At 62.4% G+C, this 18259-nt stretch carries 14 protein-coding genes and 1 tRNA gene; 7 read left to right on the plus strand and 8 right to left on the minus strand.

Features of this window, described 5'->3' with window-relative positions; genetic code table 11:
• Nucleotides 1-82 precede the first annotated feature (82 nt).
• Both DW195_RS03510 and DW195_RS03515 read left to right on the plus strand, forming a co-directional pair.
• Nucleotides 83-481, plus strand: coding sequence for a DUF956 family protein (locus tag DW195_RS03510; RefSeq protein WP_117716162.1), 399 nt, complete (start codon nucleotides 83-85; stop codon nucleotides 479-481).
• Nucleotides 482-606: 125 nt separating this feature from the next.
• A tRNA-Arg gene (locus tag DW195_RS03515) sits at nucleotides 607-682 on the plus strand.
• A gap of 282 nt (nucleotides 683-964) precedes the next feature.
• Here the strand turns inward: DW195_RS03515 and pknB are convergent.
• The 7 genes from pknB to DW195_RS03550 all read right to left on the minus strand — a co-directional run bounded on the left by pknB (nucleotide 965) and on the right by DW195_RS03550 (nucleotide 12024).
• Nucleotides 965-2926: a Stk1 family PASTA domain-containing Ser/Thr kinase gene (gene pknB / locus DW195_RS03520; protein WP_118205876.1), complete on the minus strand. Its 1962-nt coding sequence runs from the start codon at nucleotides 2924-2926 to the stop codon at nucleotides 965-967.
• A gap of 132 nt (nucleotides 2927-3058) precedes the next feature.
• Nucleotides 3059-5929, minus strand: a complete 2871-nt coding sequence (locus DW195_RS03525; RefSeq protein ID WP_118205877.1) for an FtsW/RodA/SpoVE family cell cycle protein — start codon at nucleotides 5927-5929, stop codon at nucleotides 3059-3061.
• A gap of 16 nt (nucleotides 5930-5945) precedes the next feature.
• Nucleotides 5946-7880 (minus strand): Stp1/IreP family PP2C-type Ser/Thr phosphatase, encoded by a 1935-nt coding sequence (locus tag DW195_RS03530; RefSeq protein WP_118205878.1) that lies wholly within the window; start codon nucleotides 7878-7880, stop codon nucleotides 5946-5948.
• Complete coding sequence (locus tag DW195_RS03535; protein WP_006235180.1) at nucleotides 7877-8293, minus strand: FHA domain-containing protein; 417 nt, start codon at nucleotides 8291-8293, stop codon at nucleotides 7877-7879. Before DW195_RS03535 ends, DW195_RS03530 begins: the two co-directional genes overlap by 4 nt.
• A 6-nt stretch (nucleotides 8294-8299) precedes the next feature.
• On the minus strand, nucleotides 8300-9313 hold the full coding sequence (locus DW195_RS03540) for an FhaA domain-containing protein (RefSeq protein ID WP_118205879.1): 1014 nt from the start codon (nucleotides 9311-9313) through the stop codon (nucleotides 8300-8302).
• Nucleotides 9310-11163, minus strand: a complete 1854-nt coding sequence (locus tag DW195_RS03545) for a serine/threonine-protein kinase (RefSeq protein ID WP_118205880.1) — start codon at nucleotides 11161-11163, stop codon at nucleotides 9310-9312. The genes DW195_RS03540 and DW195_RS03545 overlap by 4 nt, the downstream gene beginning before the upstream one ends.
• A gap of 144 nt (nucleotides 11164-11307) precedes the next feature.
• Nucleotides 11308-12024, minus strand: a complete 717-nt coding sequence (locus tag DW195_RS03550) for a hypothetical protein (RefSeq protein WP_118205881.1) — start codon at nucleotides 12022-12024, stop codon at nucleotides 11308-11310.
• 116 nt (nucleotides 12025-12140) lie between these two features.
• Here DW195_RS03550 and dnaX point away from each other — a divergent pair, with 116 nt between their 5' ends.
• Both dnaX and DW195_RS03560 read left to right on the plus strand, forming a co-directional pair.
• Nucleotides 12141-14624, plus strand: a complete 2484-nt coding sequence (gene dnaX / locus DW195_RS03555; RefSeq protein ID WP_158567891.1) for a DNA polymerase III subunit gamma/tau — start codon at nucleotides 12141-12143, stop codon at nucleotides 14622-14624.
• A gap of 54 nt (nucleotides 14625-14678) precedes the next feature.
• Nucleotides 14679-14939 (plus strand): hypothetical protein, encoded by a 261-nt coding sequence (locus DW195_RS03560; protein ID WP_099432547.1) that lies wholly within the window; start codon nucleotides 14679-14681, stop codon nucleotides 14937-14939.
• Nucleotides 14940-14961: 22 nt separating this feature from the next.
• Here DW195_RS03560 and DW195_RS03565 read toward each other — a convergent pair whose 3' ends face one another.
• Nucleotides 14962-15429, minus strand: a complete 468-nt coding sequence (locus DW195_RS03565; RefSeq protein ID WP_117584189.1) for a hypothetical protein — start codon at nucleotides 15427-15429, stop codon at nucleotides 14962-14964.
• Nucleotides 15430-15613: 184 nt separating this feature from the next.
• Between DW195_RS03565 and DW195_RS03570 the strand changes: the two genes are divergently transcribed.
• The 3 genes from DW195_RS03570 to recR all read left to right on the plus strand — a co-directional run bounded on the left by DW195_RS03570 (nucleotide 15614) and on the right by recR (nucleotide 18071).
• The gene (locus DW195_RS03570) at nucleotides 15614-17020 is read left to right on the plus strand and encodes an ATP-binding protein (protein ID WP_118205883.1); all 1407 of its coding nucleotides are present in this window, start codon (nucleotides 15614-15616) and stop codon (nucleotides 17018-17020) included.
• A 120-nt stretch (nucleotides 17021-17140) separates the two neighbouring features.
• Nucleotides 17141-17461, plus strand: a complete 321-nt coding sequence (locus tag DW195_RS03575) for a YbaB/EbfC family nucleoid-associated protein (protein ID WP_006235174.1) — start codon at nucleotides 17141-17143, stop codon at nucleotides 17459-17461.
• Nucleotides 17462-17474: 13 nt separating this feature from the next.
• Nucleotides 17475-18071: a recombination mediator RecR gene (recR, locus tag DW195_RS03580; RefSeq protein ID WP_089573257.1), complete on the plus strand. Its 597-nt coding sequence runs from the start codon at nucleotides 17475-17477 to the stop codon at nucleotides 18069-18071.
• Nucleotides 18072-18259 lie beyond the last annotated feature (188 nt).

Here is an 18259-nt window from a genome sequence, read left to right on the forward strand (position 1 = left end):
GCTTTTGAGCCATTGAAACGGACCGCACCCGGTGGGTACACTGGATGCGGTCCGATTGTTTTTATTGGAGGGCGAGGCGCGTATGGCGCAATCTCAGAACAGCACGGTCGATCTGGCAACGCCGGCAACCTGCCTGATGGGGCTTACCAGTCACGGTAACGTGATGGTGGGCAATAAGGCGTTTGAGTACTATAACGAGCGTAATCCCGAGGATTATATCCAAATCCCGTGGGACGAGGTCGACTATATTGCCGCCGAGGTTTTGCGCGGCACCAAGAAGATTACGCGTTTTGCCATCTTTACCAAAGAGAATGGCCACTTTACGTTTTCGACGCGCAATGACAAGGAAACGCTTCGCGCGGTGCGTAAGTACATTGACGAGGACAAGCTCGTTCGTTCGCCCGACTTTATCGATGTGACGGCCAAGGGCGCCAAGAGCATCCCCTCCGTTATCAAAAACCTTTTCCACAAAGGCAAGTAGTCGTTGGGTTGTCATTGGGGACGTTCTTAAACGACTAGTCATTAAAGAACGTCGCAGATGACCATCTCGAAGAGCGGTTATGCGCTGCATGGTAGTGGCGCAAATCTGCTACACTAATACAACATGCCTCCGTAGCTCAGGGGATAGAGCACCGCTCTCCTAAAGCGGGTGCCGACGGTTCGAATCCGCCCGGGGGCACCAGAAGATTATGACGGCGTCGCGAGAGCGGCGCCGTTTCTGGTTTGTGGGAGCTGCCGGCGGATTCGGACCGTCGGCGCCCGCGTCACTCATTTCCCCGCGGGGGGGGGGTTGAATTCGCCCGGGGGCACCAGAGATTGATCGAGCCCGGTACACCGCCACGGTGCCGGGCTCTTCTGGTTGATGCCATGTCAAAAACGAAGCGCCCGCTTGCTGGGGGAGCAAGCGGGCGCCTGTGAGTGAATATGTTTGCGGCGAGAGCCGTAATGGGTGGTGGGGTGGCGACTAGTTGGCCGTACCGGAATCGTCGCCCGTGCCCGAGCCCGAACCCGAACCCGAGCCAGAAAGTGCGACCGTCAGCGTAATCGTGCTGTCGGTAGACTGCTTGCCGGTGGGGGAGACGCCCGTAACGGTGGCGTTTTCGTTGCCGCTCACGGGGTTGCCGTTCTGATCGCAGAATGCGATGTTATAGAAACCGGCGTTGTTGAGCGCGGTAACGGCGGCGGAAATGCTCTTGCCGTATAGGTTGCCCGGGACGGAGGCCTTGCCGGACTTCTTGGCAATGACGACGGTAATCGTGGCGCCGGGCTTCTGCTTGCCGCTGGGGTTCCAGCTGATCACGGTGCCCTCGGTAACCGAGTCGTTCTCCTGGTAGCTCACGTCGACGCCAAAGCCTGCCATATCGAGGGCATTGCGCGCCTGGGCCTCGGTCATGTCGGTCAGGTCGGGGACGGACGTGGTATCCGGGCCGCTCGAGACCTTGTACGAGATGGTCGTGCCCTTCTCGACTTCCTTACCGGCTTCGGTGCCCTGCTCAAAGACCTGGCCCTCATCGGCCTCGTTGGCCTCCTCGGAGGCGTTGCCCTTCAGGCCAACGCTTGCCAGCGCGGCTTCTGCCTGGTCCTTGGTCAGGCCGACAAGCGGGGGAACCTCAACCTTCTCGGAGGGCTTGGGGCCCTTGGAGATCACCAGGTTCACCTTGGTGCCCTTGGCCTTCTTGGTGTGGCCGTTGGGCGTCTGCTCGGCGACCTTGCCCTCGTCGACATCGTCGTTGTAGCTTTGGTCGATGGTGCCGACCTCGAGGCCGGCTTCCTTGATCAGCTCGACGGCAGTCTGCTGGTCCTTGCCCAGCACGTCGGGCACGGGGACCTGCTCGCCGCCAAAGAGTCCTGTGGCAAAGGCCACCACGATGCCGATGACGGCAACAGCTGCCACCACGGCGGCGATAATCTTGTTCTTGTTGGATTTGGGCTTTTCGACCTCGTAGGAGCCGGTGGAGCCCGAAACCGAGCTACGGGCGGTATTCTGGCCGCTCACGCCCGAGACGGGACGCACCATGGCGCGCGTCTGATCGGAAAGCTCGCGAGTCTTGGTGGCGCCCAGCTCACCGGGGGCACCGATGATGCGCGTGGGCTCCGAGATGTTGACGGCACGGCCCGACAGGTAGCTGTTGAGCACCTGACGCAGCTCGTCAGCGGTCTGGAAGCGGTTTGCCGGGTCCTTCTCCATGCACTTGAGGATGATGCGCTCAAGGTCGGCGTCGACACCGGAGTTGATCTGGCTTGGCGGAATAGGCAGCTCGTTGACCTGCTTGAGTGCGACCGAGATAGCGTCGTCACCGTCAAAGGGAACGCGGCCGGTGGCGCACTCGTACATCACGACGCCCAGCGAGTAGATATCCGAGGTGGGGCCGAGGTCCTGACCGCGGGTCTGCTCGGGGCTGACGTAGTGGGCGGTTCCCAGCACGTTGTTGTCTTGCGTGAGGTGGCTGTTCTTGGCGCGCGCGATGCCAAAGTCCATTACCTTGATGTTGCCGTCGGGCAGCACCATGATGTTCTGCGGCTTAATGTCGCGGTGGATGATCTCATGCTTGTGAGCGACCGAAAGCGCGGAGCTGATCTGCGAGCCGATCTGGGCGACCTTCTTGGGGTCGAGGGCGCCGTGGCTCTTGATGCCGCTCTTAAGGTCGGTACCGCGCAGGTACTCCATGACGATGTAATAGGTGTCGCCGTCCTTGCCCCAATCGTAGACGCCCACGATATAGGGGGAGGAGAGACCGGCTGCTGCCTGGGCCTCCTGCTTAAAGCGTGCGGCGAAGGTTGCGTCGCCAGCATACTGCGGCAGCATGATCTTGACGGCAACCGTGCGGTCGAGGACCTGGTCCTGTGCACGGTAGACGGTCGCCATGCCGCCTGTCCCCACCTTATCCTTGAGGAGGTATCTTCCCCCGAGGACCCTCTGTTCCATTCCTGCTCCTAACATAACTATTCGCTCAACGATGTGTGTAGTACCTACGATGTGGCCGCTGGGGCCGTGTGGCGCGTTGCCGCTAACTCTTCGGTCGCGGCGCGCCTCGGGTGTCCGATTCGATCATGGGCATCACGCTCCCTGTGCGGCGAGCGCTGCGGTCAGGACGATGCCGGCAATCTTGGCCGCCTTGACGTCGTGTTTGTCGTAATCCTCCAAGGCCACCGAGATGGCGACCGTGGGTGAATCGTAAGGTGCAAAGCCAACGAACATCGAGTTGACGTTGGTGCCGCCGGTCTCGGCCGAGCCGGTCTTGCCGGCGACCTTGACGCCGGGGACCTGGGCATCGGTGCCGGTACAGGACTGGACGACGGCGAGCATGGCCTGCTTGACCTGGTCGGCCGTGGCGGAGCTGACGGCCTGACCCAGCGAGCGGGACTGCGTGGTCTTGACCACAGTTCCGTCCGGGGCGAGTACCTGGGCTACAAAATACGGGTCCATGACCACGCCACTGTTAGCGATGGCGGCGGCAATCACGGCGTTTTGCATGACGGTGGTCTGCGGGCCGGGCGTGTGGTCCATGCCGACAGGCTGGCCGGCGCCGGCCCAGGCGGTCTCCCACTCGGTCATGAGCGACGGGTCGGCCATGATGGAGGCCGCGGAGGTCAGGTCCTGGCCGAGCTTTTGGCCGTAGCCAAAGGCGTTGGCAAACTGCACGAGCGTGTTTGCGCCAACTTCGTTTGCCACCTGGCCAAAGACGACGTTGGAGGACACGGCAAAGGCCTGCTGCAGGCTGATGGTGCCGTAGCTCTCGTTGGCATAGTTGGTGACCGGTGCGTTGCCGATGTCCATGGAGCTGGGCGCCTGGTAGGTGCTGGTAAGGCTGGCGGTACCGGTCTCGAGTGCCGCGGAAAGCGTAACGACCTTAAACGTTGAGCCCGGCGTGTACAGCGCGTCCATGGCGCGATTGTACATGGAGCCGTCCTCGCCGCCGCCCGTCTGCAGCAGGGCATCGATGTTGGTGTTGTCGTAGGTGGGCGAGCTGGCACATGCGAGCACCGCGCCGGTACGCGGGTCGATGACCACTACAGCGCCCTTAAAGCCCTTGAGTGCCTGCTCGGCCGCCGTCTGGATACGCGAATCGATGGTGAGCTTGGCGGTGTTGCCCGGCTGGGTCTGGCCCGCGAGCGACGCGATGGCGTTGTTCCAGCTGGAGTAATCCTTAGAGCCGGTGAGCGTGTCGTTCATGACGCTCTCGATGGCGGTGGTGCCATACTGCTGGCTCACGTAGCCAACCACGTGCGCTGCCAGGTTACCGTTGGGGTAGGAGCGTACGTAGGTGCCGTCCTCCTGCTGCAGCGACTCGGCCAGCGTCACGCCGTCGGACGTGATGATGGAACCGCGCTGGATGTACTTGGAGCGGGCGATGGTGTGGTTGTTGGTCGGCATATCCTGATAGTCCTTGGCCTTGATGACCTGGACATAGGTGAGGTTGCCGATAAGGATGGCGAACAGCGCCGTAAAGGCGAGCACCGCACGGGTTAGACGGTTGGCGAGCGCGACGCGGCCGAGCACACCGGATTCAGGCGTGTCGAGCAGGCGACGGCGCATGCGCGAGCCGACGGAATGGCTGCCGCTGCCGTAGGAAGACGAGGTGGCAAAGCGCGTGCCCGTCGGGGCGGCGGCAGATGCGACCTGATCATCGGTGATGGCGGCCATGGTGCCGGTGCCGGTAAGCTCGGCCTCGCGTCCGGTCGCCTCGTCACCGGCGCGCAGCAGGAGCGCGACGATGATAAAGCTCGCCAGCAGAGAGGAGCCGCCCTGGCTCATAAAGGGCAGGGTGACGCCGGTCAGCGGGATCAGGCGGGTTACGCCGCCAACGATCAAAAAGGCCTGGAAGCTGATGGCGGCCGTAAGGCCCGTGGCGCTAAAGGCAGCGAGGTCGGATTTAGCGCGGGCAGCTGTGGTCAGGCCGCGAACGGCAAAGAGCATAAACAGGATGAGCACGGCGCCGCCGCCCAAGAGGCCCATCTCCTCGCCGATAGCCGAGAAGATAAAGTCGGACTCGACGACAGGGATGTTGTTGGCCATGCCGTTGCCGATGCCAACGCCGACCAGACCGCCATCGGCAAGCGAGAAGAGCGACTGGACGATCTGGTAGCCCTGGCCCTGGGCGTCCTTAAACGGATCGACCCAAACCTGGAAACGCACCTGAACGTGAGACAGGAACTTGTAGGCGCCCACGGCTCCGACGGCTAAGAGCGCAAGGCCGATAACGACATACGAAAAGCGCCCCGTGGCAACGTAGAGCATCAGCAAGAAGATGGTGTAGAACAGCACGGCCGAACCCAGATCGCGTTCGAAGACGACGACGAGCAGGCACACACCCCACACGGCAAACAGCGGCAGCAGCAGCCGCAGGCGAGGGATCTTAAAGCCCAGGATCTTGCGGTTGGAGATGGAGAGCAGCTCGCGGTTCTCGGCCAGGTACCCGGCCAGGAACAGCACGATAAAGACCTTGGCGAACTCGCCGGGCTGGATGGTAAAGCCCGCGATGCGAATCCACAGCTTGGAGCCCGAGATCGTGGTGCCGATAAAAATAGGCAGCATTAACAGAATGATGCCGATGATGCCAAAGGTGTACTTGTAGCGCATGACTACGTCGAGGTTCTTAACCAGTGCGAGCGTTCCCACCATCAGGGCCACCGAGACAAACAGGATGATGAGCTGTGAGATGGCGAGAGCGGGGGCGAGACGCGTCACGAACGTGATGCCGATGCCCGAAAGCACAAAGACAATGGGCAGGATGGCGGGGTCGGCGCCGGGCGCCAAGATGCGCACGGCAATGTGGGCCGCGGCAAAGGCGGCAAAGAGGCCGATCGGTACGGCGAGCGTCTCAAAGGAGATGGCAGCGCCCGCGGTGAGGACGTACATCGCATACAGCAGGATGACGGGGAACGCCGAGGCGATGAGCAAGAGCAGCTCGGTGTTGCGGCGACTCATAAGCGGCACTCCCTTTCTAATTCTTATCGGAGGCTTCGGCCTCGGCGGACTGTTCGGCGGTTTTCTCGGAATCTGATTCGGAGGGCGATCCCTGATTGGTGTTGTCGCGAATCGTTTGCGCGTCGATCACCTGGCGGGTCTGTTCCTCGTCGATCTGGTGGCGGTACTTGGATATCGTGTCTTGCGCATCGTCGACACTTGTTTGCGGAATGCCCGCCTTGAGGCGGTTTTGCGTGTCTTCGGGCAGGTCGGACAGCTTAATGCTGGTTTCGCTTTCGAGCCAGTGGAGCTTGAGTCCGAGCGGCTTGCCGGGCAGGCCGCGCCAGACGGCGACATTGCCCTGGTAGGTACCCAGGTAGTACGAGCCGGTGACACCCGTGTAGGCCCAGATGCCAGCTGCCAGCACAAAGACGAGGGCCAGGATGGCGGCGATAGTAATGTTGCGGCGACGCACGCGTTGCGCTTCGCGCATAACGCCATCGTCAACCAGGTCAACGACTACTACGGTCACGTTGTCGTGGCCGCCGGCGGCAAGCGCCGCGTCCACTAGGTTGTCGACGCAGATTTGCGCGGTTGAGGACTGCGTGGCGATGTTCTCGATATCGCTATCGGGAATCATGCTCGAAAGGCCGTCGGAGCACAGGATCAGGCGGTCGCCTTCCTCGATATGCAGAGTGAAGTGGTCAGCATACATGGCGGGGTCCGAGCCCAGCGCACGGGTGATGACCGAACGGTTGGGGTGGACGCGAGCCTCGTCTGCCGTAATCTCGCCGGCGTCCACGAGCTCCTCCACGTAGGAGTGGTCGCGGGTCACGCGGATGAGCGTGCCCTCGTGGAGCAGGTAGGCGCGAGAGTCACCCACGTGGGCGATGGCGAGCGTGTCGTTTTCGATATAGGCGCAAGTGGCTGTGCAGCCCATGCCGGGCTTGCCCAGGCCGTTCAGGGCCGCCTCGATTACGGCGGCGTTGGCTGCCTCGACGGCTGCGGCCAGGCGTGCTGCGTCGGCGGACTGCGGGGCCGTCTTGGCAATAGTCTCGACGGCGATGGAAGAAGCTACCTCGCCGGCGGCGTGACCGCCCATGCCGTCGCATACGCAAAAGAGCGGCGACTGCACCAGGTAGGAATCCTCATTGTGCGGGCGTACGCAGCCAACGTCGGAGCGGGCGCCCCACATGAGTTGCGTGGTGGTGCCGGCATCATAGGTCGAGTCGGTCTCGATGCGCTCCTCGGTCAGGGGCTCAAAGCTCATGGTCGAGCCGGGGTCTTTGAGCTTGGCCTCAACGGCGGCAACGTCGATCTCGGCTGTATCACCGGGAGAGACGGTGTCGGTCTCGGCGTTTGATTCGGAATCGCCGGTGTCCGGGGAGCCGGGCTCCTCGGACACGCGGGCGGTCGACTCGCCGTCTTGCGGGCTGACGTCTATAGGCTCGGGCGTCGCAAAGTGCGACGGCGCGGGCATGCTTTGCGACTGGGCGGCGGGCTCGGCCACGGCATCGGACTCGCTTGCGGGCGCAGGCTGCGGGGTCTTGGGTGCAGGGCCGTCCTCGGGGGATGGCCCCGCTTCGGGCGCCGGCGTAGACACGGGCGCAACTTCGGATGCCGGAGCTATGGGAAACGCCGGCGCGGCGGGCTCGGGTGCTGCAAACACCGCAGCGCTCTCGTTGATTGCCGCGGCGACGGGCTCCGCAAAGTGAGCTGGCGCCGAGGTTGCTTCGGGTGCTGTGGGCTGTTCCGCAGCATGTGCGCCGATGGACGCCGCTACGGCATCCTCTTCGTCCTCGTTATCGGCGAGATCCGAAATATCATGCGTTACATGCGAAAGAGGCAGGGAGAACACGGTGTCCTCGGGTTCCACGGGTGCGGAGCCCGCCGGAGCGGCGTGGGCCGGCGCAGCTGTGGCGGCAGCCGGTGCCTCGGTCATAGTCGCGGACTTGTTCTCCTCGTCGATCATCGACGGTTCACCTTCATGACCACATCGCCGATCTGGACTTCGTCGCCCTCGCGCAGCGTTGCGGGCTCCACAAGCTGGCGGCCGTTGACGAGCGTGCCGTTAAGCGAGTTGAGGTCCTCGATGATGAGCGCCGGGCCCTGCAGCGAAAAACGCGCATGCGAGGCCGAGACGAATGGTTCGTTGATGCAGATGTCCGAAGATGGCGAGCGACCGACGATGACGGGGCCGAGCATATCTACGTGGATGCCGCGGATACCGCGCGGACCCTTGTCCACATCGATCGTCCAGATAGCCGAGTCGCGGCGCTGTCCGCGCACAAGCCCCACGCCGGTCTTCATGACGGCGAACAGGAAGATATAGAGCAGGGCGACCAGGACGATGCGGCCTGCAAAAAGGACGATATCGATGTTCATAAGCGACTATCCCCTAAATTCAAAGGTGCTCAGGCCAAACGTCAGCAGATCGCCGTTGCGCAGCGGGCAGCGCGTAATGCGGCGGTTGTTGACGAGTGTGCCGTTGGTGGAATTGAGGTCCTCGATCGACCAATCCGAGCCCGTAAAGGTGAGCTGGGCGTGGCGGCGCGACACGTTGGGGTCGCGCAGGGCAATGTCGGAAACTGAGCGCTCGCGACCGATGGTCACCTGTGCGGAGGTGATGCTATGGCTCTCGCCGCTCACGACGTCGACGAGCTGGGCGAGCGGGCGCTGCGGGGCGCGAGTGCTCGCCATGTTGGAGGCGATGCCGGTTGCGGCGCCTAGGCCCACGGCGGCACCGGTCGCGGCGGCTCCGCCCATGCCGGCAAGCGCGTCGCGCGAGATGGTCTGCGGCACCGGGATGGGTGCGGCGGCGGGGTCGGGGACGCTAGGCACGAAGGGGTCTGCCGTGGCAAGCGGGTCAGGAGTGGCGGCGCGAGGCGTCGGCTGCTGCTGGGGCATGGTGGCGGGGCGCTGCTGCTGCGGGGCAGCAAACTGCTGCTGGCCGGCGCGCGGGGCGCTGGCGGCACGGCTTACCGCGGAGTTGTTCTGGCCCAGGCCGTTTTGATAGGCGCGCTCTTCTTCGTACAGGCGGCCGAGCGTGGGGGCATCGACGTTCTCGGCAAAGACCGAGAACTTGCCGGCGCGCAGCTGCGGATCGATCATAAAGCGCACGAGGGGCTCGCCGACAAAGACATAGCGGCGCTTTTCGGCCTGCGCCTTCACAAACTCGCGGACCTCGCGCGAAAGCTCGGGGTAGAACGGGGCGAGCATGGGATCGTCGTCGGCGGCGATCAGGATGGTATAGAGTGCCGGCGCCGTGTTGACGCCGTTAATCACCAGAGTCTGATCCTCCATGTCGCGAGCGGCCTGCTTGGCAAGCTTCTTAAAGGAGAACGGGGCACGGGTGGCACCGAAGATGCCGGCCACGTGGTCCTCGAAGATGTTCAGGAAGTTCACGAAAGATCACTCTCCGTATAGGTTCTTTGGTATCCGAGCAAATATAGGCATATCCCAACGATTATAGAGGATAGGGTTCCCGCAACTGCCGCCTTGGCGGCGACCGCGGCTGCAAGGCTGGCAATTTCCATATGGTGTGCAAGACAGGATGCCGCTGCGCAGCCGATGCCGGTGACGGCGATGGCGGCGATTGCGGCAAGGTTTGAGCCCTGGTCAGCACGCTTGGCATGGGCATTGAGCAGCGCAGATGACGCCGCGGCAGTTGTCGCGACCAGCACAAAGGCAGCCCAAAGGAGCGGGTCTTCCAGCGCTGCGGCAACGTTACCGAGCCCCAGCACGCCTCCGGCTGAAAGCGCGACCGTGGCCAGACGGGCAAAAAGCACGCCCATGCCCGTTGCCGCGGCGGCGCTTGCCGGGCCGAGCCAAAATGACGCGACGCCGGCGGCGACCCCAGCTGCCAGGAAGGTATTGCCAGTCAGACAGCCAAGCGCGAGTGCACAGGTGAGCGCGGCGCTCGCGGCAGCCTCGGTGCGACCCCAGGCGATCCACCAACCGGACATGGCAGCGGCAAAGATCACCGCGACGGGCAACATCGACAGGATGCCCTGCGCCTGCATGGTGGCGTTTGCCATGAGCACCAAAAAGCCCACGGCCGAGATGGCCGAGCCAATCTGCGGTGCCAAGCCGGCTGCCGCGCCAATAGCGATAGCCGCGACGACCAACCCGGGAAGCGCCGCGACCCCGGCCGTTTGCATCAGCAAAAAGCTAAAGGTGCCGCACGTTAGCGCCGAGATAGCGCGCATGGTGTAGTCGCGCGCATGGCTCCAGCGCGTGCCCGCCCAGCCGAGTGCGGGGTCGACCTCGATGGCGTCGTCCTCGTAGTGCGACGGCTCGATATCGTTGAGCTCCTGCTCGTCATCCGAAAGCTCGCTAACCATTTGCTCCAGACTGCGACGGCCCTCACGCACGCTGCCCAGACCGGCAAGGAGTTGGTCGCAAAATGCCTCGATGCTGTTGGGGCGGTCCTGCGGCATGGGGGAGAGCGCGCTCATGAGCGCGGCCTCGGCTCCCGGGGGAAAGTGTGGTATCAGCTCGCTGGGATAGGTGGCGCCGCCGATGATGCGGTCGAGCGAGTCGGCGGGCGTGGCCGCTATAAAGGGAGCGCTGCCGCACAAGCCCTCATAGATAACGCAGGCAAGGGCAAAGACATCGGCGCGTTCGTCGACCGTGCCGGTCTCGATATCGAGCTGCTCGGGCGGCATGTAGCCGATGGTGCCGCCGCGCGAGCCGCCAAAGCCACCGGCGGACGACAGTCGTGCCATGCCAAAGTCGGTGAGCTTTACATTGCCCGAGTGGTCGATGAGCACGTTGGCGGGCTTAATGTCCAGGTGGAGTACGCCATTGCTATGGGCGAAGGTGAGCGCCTGACCCAGGGCATCGGCAATGGCCGTGGCCTCGTCAAAGGTGAGCGAGTGGCCGTCCACGCGATGCAAAAACTCGGCCAGCGACATACCGTCGACATACTCCATGACCAGGTAGGCATAGGCGGTGTCATGCGTAAAGTCGATGACCTGCACGATATTGGGATGTTGAAGCATGGCGGCAGTGTGTGCCTCGCGCAGGACATCCATGATGTCGCTGGCGGGCATGCCGGCGCCGTTGATAAGGGGGATGCGCTTAATGGCGACGCGGCGGCGCAGGTGCGTGTCGCGGCAAATCTCGATGGAGCCAAAACCGCCGGTCGCAAGTGTCTCGAGCGGCTGGTACCGCTTGAGCAGCTCGCGAGAGCTGGTGCCCTCCAAAGGAACGTCCGGCGAGAACCGGGCGGTATGTTGCGAGAAAAGCGGCATGGCCAACCCTCGTGCGTTTAAAGTTCGTTTGCGAGTGGCGGGCGCGGAGCCGAGCCGTTCGCGGTGGCATAGATGCTGCTAGTGTAGCACGCTCGGGTGCATGGGGAGGATGGCGGGATGCGAGGCTGCCTGTCTGGTTTGGCCTTAGCGCTTCTTCCTGTTCTTCTTCTGCTTGCGCTGCTTGCCTTTGGTCTCCTGGGGCTTGTCGCCCTGCTTGGCCTCGGCGGCGGCCTTCTCGGCCTTTATCTTCTTGCGTTTGGTCTCGATGCGGAGTTTTTTGTTGATGCGCGCCTTGAGGAAGGAGCCAAACTGCTCGGCATCGCCACGGATGAAGGTGTCCTTGGGGATCGTCACGCCCTGGTCGGCGAACATGGCCACAAAGATGCGCTCGCCGTCGAGCACGTGGTCGAGCTTCTCAAACGGGAAGAACTGCGACTTGCCGCTCTTGCCCCATACCATCAGACCGTTCTCGTTGGCGGCGACGCGGCGGTAGCGGCCGCCCATGGACTTGTCGGCCTCGACGGCATCGATAAAGTCGCGGGCGAGCGTGTGGTGGAGGTTCTTGCTCCACCAGGCCAAAAAGGCGCCGAACACGATCAGCACGACGCCGAACTTGATCCAGCTGCCGCCGGCCACCAGCATGCCGATGCCGATGAGCGCGGCAATCGCGGCGGCGACGTACAGGGAGCCACGGCGCCTGGGCGAGGCGACCAGGCGCGCAAAGTCGGTGACGAGGTCGTTTTCGTACTGGTACTCGTTGAGGTACAGGATGCCGTCGTCGGCCGCGGCCTGCGCCTCGAGCGCGACCTCGACCTGGTCGGCTGCTTCGGAGGGAACGAGGTTGCTCTCTGCGTCTGCCATGCTCTTTGGACTCCTATCGCGGCGGGCTCGCCGTACGGGTTATTATGGAATGCAGTATGCCGTGCGACCGCATGGCCGCCGCGGCAACAAGACTCAGTATACCCGGGGGAGCACCCATGGAATCGTTGTACCGAAAGTATCGCCCGCTCACCTTCGACTCCGTGGTGGGCCAGCAGCATATCGTCTCGACGCTCGAGCACGCTATCACCGAGGGACGCCTGTCCCACGCCTACCTGTTCTGCGGACCGCGCGGCACGGGCAAGACCACCATGGCGCGCATCCTTGCCAAGGCGCTGCTGTGCCGCAATGCCGAGGCAGCGCGCGCCGAGGGTGCAAGCGGCTGCATGCCCGACGGCACCTGTGAGGAGTGCGAGCTCATTGCCGAGGGCAACCACCCCGATGTCTACGAGCTCGATGCCGCCTCCCGCACGGGCGTGGACAATGTGCGCGAGGAGATCATCAACTCCGTCAACTTTGCCCCGGTGCGCGGCAAGTACAAGATCTATATCATCGACGAGGTCCACATGCTCACGACGGCGGCGTTCAACGCGCTGCTCAAGACGCTCGAGGAGCCGCCGGCACACGTGATCTTTGTGCTGTGCACCACCGACCCGCAAAAGATTCTGGAGACCATCCTCTCGCGCTGCCAGCGTTTCGATTTCCATCGCATCGGCAATGAGGATATTGAGCATCGCCTGGCATACGTGTGCGAGCAGGAGGGCTTCGATTACGACGACGAGGCGCTGGCCATCGTGGCGCGCCATGCCAAGGGCGGCATGCGCGACGCGTTGTCCACGCTGGAGCAGCTGAGCGTCTTTGGCAACGGTTCTGTGCATGCGGACGACGCCCGCTCGCTTTTAGGCGAGGTTTCGGACCAGATTCTGGGCGAGTTTTCCCGCGCCATTGCCGATCGCGATGTTGCCGAGCTCTATGGACTGATCCGTGCGCAGGTCGAGGAAGGAAACGACCTGCTGGAGCTGACGCGCGACCTGGTGGCGCATGTGCGTGACGTGTACGTTGCCTGCGTTGCCGGTGCCCGTGCCGAGCTGTTTGAGGGCGGCTCCGAGCAGGCCGAGGCGCTTGCTGCCGAGGCCGCTGCCTTTGGCGAGCATCCTGCCGACCGCCTGGCTCGTGTGCTGACAGTGCTCGACGATGCCGCACTGGAGATGAGGGGCGCGAGCGACGTGCGCCTGGTGCTCGAGATTGCCTGCACGCGTCTGGCACGTCCCGAGGCCGATTTGACGATTGAAGCTTTGGCTGAGCGCGTAGCTCGCTTGGAGGCCATGGTTGCCAACGGCGCCGTGCCGGCGAGCGTGGCTGCTGCTCAGGCCGCCGCGCCTGCAGCATCCGTGCCCGCTGCTGCCCAACAGCCGACGCTAATTTCGGGCGCTCGTGCTGCCGCTCCGGCGGCATCCGCTGCCCCCGCTGCTACGTCCGCGCGCCAGGGCGGTATGCCTTGGGACCGTGGTGCTGCTGTTCCGGCTGCCCAGCCTGCGTCCCGTTCTGCGTCCGTGTCAGCTTCCAAGCCTGCAGCGCCTGCACCTCAGCCTGCGCCGACTCCGACGCCTCAGCCCGTTGCGGCCCCCGCGCCTGCCACCGCTCCGGCACCTAAGCCCCAGTCCAACAATGCCGCCCAGGTTACCGCCGCCGGTGCTGCCGAGACGCCCGCGGTCGAGGATGCCGGAGAGCTGCAGCGCAAATGGGCCGAGGTCGTCGAGCGCGTCAAGGCTCGTCAGGCCTCCTACGCAGGGCTTTTGCTCAACGCTCGCGCCACGGCCGACGACGGCTCCAAGCTCACGGTTTCGTTCCCCGCGGGTTCGACCTTTGCCATCAAGATGCTCGGTCGCGCCGATACGCAGTCGGTGGTCCTGCCGACGGTTTGCGCGGTCTTCGGTCGTCGCACCATCGACTATGTCCTGGATGGGGGTGGCACGCCGGCTCCTCAACATGAGGAGCATTCTCCATCTGCACGGGCTGCGGTATCTGCGGACCCGCAACCCGTGTCCTCGGCGGCCCCTGCATCCTCGAGCGCCAGCGCGGCGCAGCCAAAAGCGGCACCGGTAGCGGCACCGACCCCGTCGGCGCCTAAGCCTGTCACGGCCAAACCGGCTGCTCCGGTGCCGGCGCCCAAGCCCACTGCCGCACCTGCGCCCAAGTCATCCGACCTGGGCAAGGCCCCCTGGCTGCGCTCGGACAATCCCGCCGGCGCTCCTGCCACGGGTAAGCTCCCGACCGAGCCCGCACCCCGTGCGCCCGAGCGCTCGGCTGCCCCCAAGGCCCAGCCTGTCGCGCAGTCCGCGCCGTGGGAATCCGAGCAGGTGTCCTACGACGACGCTATGGTCGGCGGCTTCGCTGGCGATGCGAACGGGGACGATCTGCCTCCGTTCGACGTGCCGGGTGCGACGCCCGCGCCCAAGTCAGTTGTAGCTGCCCCCAAAGAGGAGGACGCTCCTGCAGCTCCCTGGGAGTCCAACCCCGGCGCCGGCAGCCCCTTCGGCCACCAGGGCGCAGCCCCGAGCATCCCGCAGACCGAGGACGAGGCCAAAGACCTCATCCGCAGCGTCTTCGGTCAGGCCACCATCTTCAAGCCGGTGGAGTAGCTGCGCAGGCGGGTATACTGCTCAAGAAGAGAACCCTTTGAACGGAGCGAGCTTATGATGTGGGAATATGTCCGCCTTGAGGACGATACGCAGGTTTCGTATTCCGAAGTCCGGGAGGACAACACAGTGAAGGTTGTTGTGGAGCGCCCGCGCGATTGGGGTTTTGACACGGCGGAGTGTATCTTGCCGGCATTCAATTGGGTGTCACACGAGGGCTTTAGCGAAGCGGACCTCAAAGAACTCGATGATTTCGTGCGCAACAACGCTCCGCTCATCCTGCGTTTTGCCTACGAAGGCGGACGAGTCTATGCCTAGTCTCTTCCGACTCGGCCATATATCACTTTCTTTTGTCCGGGCGCATCTGTATTTCGGACATGTGTAGTGTGGTGCCGCGTATATCGCATTCGAGCAGACAGGCGCGTGACGGTCGGCCTAGGATGCTGAGGTCGATACGATACGTCGCATGGCTGTCCGTGTACTCGACTTGCTCGGCGTTGACGGTTGCTCCGATTGTAAATAAAGAGCCCAGTTCGGCATCGACAATCTTGGAGTCCTTTATCTTGACCTTGAACTCTTGGTAGAGGGACGGGCTGTTGTAGTAAATGGTTCGGGTTCCGTCGGTGCACTCATCGGTCGTCTCCCATTTGACGACGGGCTGGTCCGAGCTGGCTATCAGCAGTTCTGCTCCAAAAGCTATGGCATGGGTGATGATAACCAGTAATACCCAGACGACAAAGAGATAGAGAACCACATATGCAACGGGGTGTTTTGAGCGGATGTTTTGGAGTACGGCTGGGACATTCACGAGGGCACCTCCAAATCGTCATCTATGACAATCAAATTATACCCAGCCGCCATGCGTGCCGCCTCGAGCAGCGGCTCGGCATTTATCCGTACGGATAAATTGTCTGATTCTGGCTCTACTGGATTTAGCTTGAGATATTATGCAAGTGTGAATTATTCAACATTGCATAATTCGGGAGTGCATAATGTTTGTCGGACGCGAAGCAGAGCTTGCAAAACTTGAATCCCTTTATGAGCAGCGTTCATTTCAGATGGCCGTCGTGTACGGTCGTCGACGCGTGGGAAAGACGACGCTGATCAACGAGTTCTGCCGCGGTAAACGGACGCTCTCGTTTACCGCTCTCGAGCAAAGCGACGCCGACAACCTTGCGGATTTTAATCGCGCTATCGCCAGCTTTTTCAATCTCCCCACATCGATTGGCGGGTTCTCTTCCTGGGCCGACGCGCTGTCCTTCATCGCCGACCGGGCACGAACCGAGCGGTTTGTCTTTGTGTTCGACGAGTTTCCCTATGCGGCGATGCGCAACGAGGCGCTGCCCTCGATTTTCCAAGTCGCCATCGACCGGGCCTTCAGAGAAACGAACGCATTTCTAATTCTTTGCGGCAGCAATCAGGGTTTTATGGAAAGCAATGTGCTGGGACGCAAAAGCCCCCTGTTTGGCCGGCGCACGGCTCAAATCAAGGTGCGCGACCTTGGATTTAGGGATGCGGCCAAGATGCTTCCGGGCCTGAGCGCTCAAGATGCTTTTAAATTCTACGGATGCTTTGGCGGTGTCCCGTATTATCTGCAGCAGCTGGATTCGAGCATGGGACTCAAGGAGAATCTGGCCCGGCTTTACTTCGACCCCATGGGGTTTCTCTATGGCGAGCCTGAGGGCCTGATTCGTCAGGAGTTTCAGGAGCCGGCAATGTATAACTCGATTTTGCGGGCTGTGGCTGCCGGTGCAAACCGCGCAAAGCAGATCGCGGATCGCGTGGGCGTCGCCCAGACAACGTTGCCCCGCTATCTCAAGGCGCTGGAATCGGTGGGAATTATCGAAAAGGTCGTTCCGTTTGGCGAGAGTGTCGAAACCAGCAAGCGCGGAATCTACCGGCTTTCCGAACCGTGCTATGCGTTTTGGTTCCGGTTCGTCATGCCGTATTCGTCCGATATCGAGGCCGGTTTGGGCCGGGCGGTTGTCAACGCGATTCCAGAAGAGCAGCTGAACGAATACCTGGGTCATCGGTTCGAGGCGTTGTGTACCGAGTGGCTGGTTGAGCAGGCGAAACAGGGCAAGTTGCCAATTCCGGCAACGGCGGTGTCGTCGTGGTGGGGAACGAATCCCGACAAACGGGCTCAGGATGATATCGATGTTTTAGCTGCCGATCGGGTGTCAAAGCGCCTGGTGATTGGGGAGTGCAAATACAGGGAATCGTTTGACGAGTCGGCAGAGATTGACGACCTCGAAAGCAAGCGAGGCTTGGTAAAAGGGTTCACAGCCTCTCATTTCATGTTGTTTTGCAAGCATGACGTGAGCGCCGCGACAAAAAAGAAGCTCGCCGCACGCGAAGATTGGCAAATCGTCACGCTCAAGGACATGTATATCGACTGAGGTAATGTGACCACCCCGCTCGCTGGCCTCGCGGCGTGGTACGATTTTTTAGTTTGAAAGTCCCGTCGCGCTCCGGCTGCCCTTGCAGCTTGTCGCGCGGCCGCACGTAAAGGAGCCATCATGGCCGGTATGAACATGCAGCAAATGATGAAGCAGGCTCGCAAGATGCAGGAGCAGCTTGCCGCCGCGCAGGAAAACCTTAAGTCCCAGACCGTCGACGCCTCTGCCGGCGGCGGCATGGTCAAGGTGACCGTTAACGGCGAGATGGAGCTCGTCAACCTCACCATCGACCCCGATGCCCTCGATCCCGAGGACGTCGATATGCTGCAGGACATGATCATGGCTGCCGTCAACGAGGCCGTCCGCGGTGTCAACGAGCTCGCCAACAAGCAGATGGGCGCCATCACCGGCGGCCTCAACATCCCGGGCATGCCGTTCTAAGACACGCATATATATGAGTGCCAACCATAGTCTGCAAAAATTGCTCGATGAGCTGGGCCGTCTGCCGGGCATTGGTCCCAAGTCGGCCCAGCGCATCGCCTATTACCTGCTCGAGGCCGATGCCGAGGAGGCGCGCCGCCTGGCCGAGGCTATCCTGGAGGTTAAGCAGGAGGTTCACTTTTGCAGCCGCTGCTTTAACTACGCCACGGCCGACGAGTGCTCCATCTGCCAGGATTCGATGCGCGATACCACTCGCATTTGCGTGGTGGGCGAGCCGCGCGATGTCCAGGCGATTGAGCGCACGGGCAGCTACCACGGTCTCTACCACGTATTGGGCGGCGTGATCAGTCCCATGGACAAGATTGGTCCCGAGCAGTTGCACATTCGTGAGCTGCTGGCACGCTTGGGCCACGAGGACATCCACGAGGTCATCATCGCCACCAACCCCAATATCGAGGGCGAGACCACGGCGAGCTACCTGGCCCGCACTATCAAGCCGCTGGGCGTTGAGGTATCGCGTCTGGCGAGCGGCCTTCCCGTGGGCGGCGACCTGGAGTATGCCGACGAGCTTACGCTTGGGCGCGCCATCGAGGCCCGTCGCACGATTTAGGTGGCGAGCCTGCTCCTGCCGTATGTCTTCATCGCGACGCACGGGGTAGCCATAATTTCCCCGTGCGACTGTAAGTTTGTTGTGCAACAAAGATGCTTTGTATCCGCTTATCGCATGGATGCTTCCACTCGCATCCTTAATTTGCCCATTCGTTGCGCAACCTTTTGGGTTCGCTGATACACTCAAAT

It is taken from the genome of Collinsella sp. AM17-1, from assembly GCF_003470665.1.
In the GTDB taxonomy this organism is placed as follows: Bacteria; Actinomycetota; Coriobacteriia; order Coriobacteriales; family Coriobacteriaceae; genus Collinsella.

What these genes read in the sequence shown, in the direction of transcription:
- DW195_RS03530 (WP_118205878.1), bottom strand. Translation starts at nt 7,880, where the DNA reads ATGATCGACGAGGAGAACAAGTCCGCGACTATGACCGAGGCACCGGCT.
- DW195_RS03525 (WP_118205877.1), bottom strand. Translation starts at nt 5,929, where the DNA reads ATGAGTCGCCGCAACACCGAGCTGCTCTTGCTCATCGCCTCGGCGTTC.
- DW195_RS03510 (WP_117716162.1), top strand. Translation starts at nt 83, where the DNA reads ATGGCGCAATCTCAGAACAGCACGGTCGATCTGGCAACGCCGGCAACC.
- recR (WP_089573257.1), top strand. Translation starts at nt 17,475, where the DNA reads ATGAGTGCCAACCATAGTCTGCAAAAATTGCTCGATGAGCTGGGCCGT.
- DW195_RS03560 (WP_099432547.1), top strand. Translation starts at nt 14,679, where the DNA reads ATGATGTGGGAATATGTCCGCCTTGAGGACGATACGCAGGTTTCGTAT.
- DW195_RS03545 (WP_118205880.1), bottom strand. Translation starts at nt 11,163, where the DNA reads ATGCCGCTTTTCTCGCAACATACCGCCCGGTTCTCGCCGGACGTTCCT.
- DW195_RS03575 (WP_006235174.1), top strand. Translation starts at nt 17,141, where the DNA reads ATGGCCGGTATGAACATGCAGCAAATGATGAAGCAGGCTCGCAAGATG.
- DW195_RS03550 (WP_118205881.1), bottom strand. Translation starts at nt 12,024, where the DNA reads ATGGCAGACGCAGAGAGCAACCTCGTTCCCTCCGAAGCAGCCGACCAG.
- DW195_RS03570 (WP_118205883.1), top strand. Translation starts at nt 15,614, where the DNA reads ATGTTTGTCGGACGCGAAGCAGAGCTTGCAAAACTTGAATCCCTTTAT.
- dnaX (WP_158567891.1), top strand. Translation starts at nt 12,141, where the DNA reads ATGGAATCGTTGTACCGAAAGTATCGCCCGCTCACCTTCGACTCCGTG.
- DW195_RS03535 (WP_006235180.1), bottom strand. Translation starts at nt 8,293, where the DNA reads ATGAACATCGATATCGTCCTTTTTGCAGGCCGCATCGTCCTGGTCGCC.
- pknB (WP_118205876.1), bottom strand. Translation starts at nt 2,926, where the DNA reads ATGGAACAGAGGGTCCTCGGGGGAAGATACCTCCTCAAGGATAAGGTG.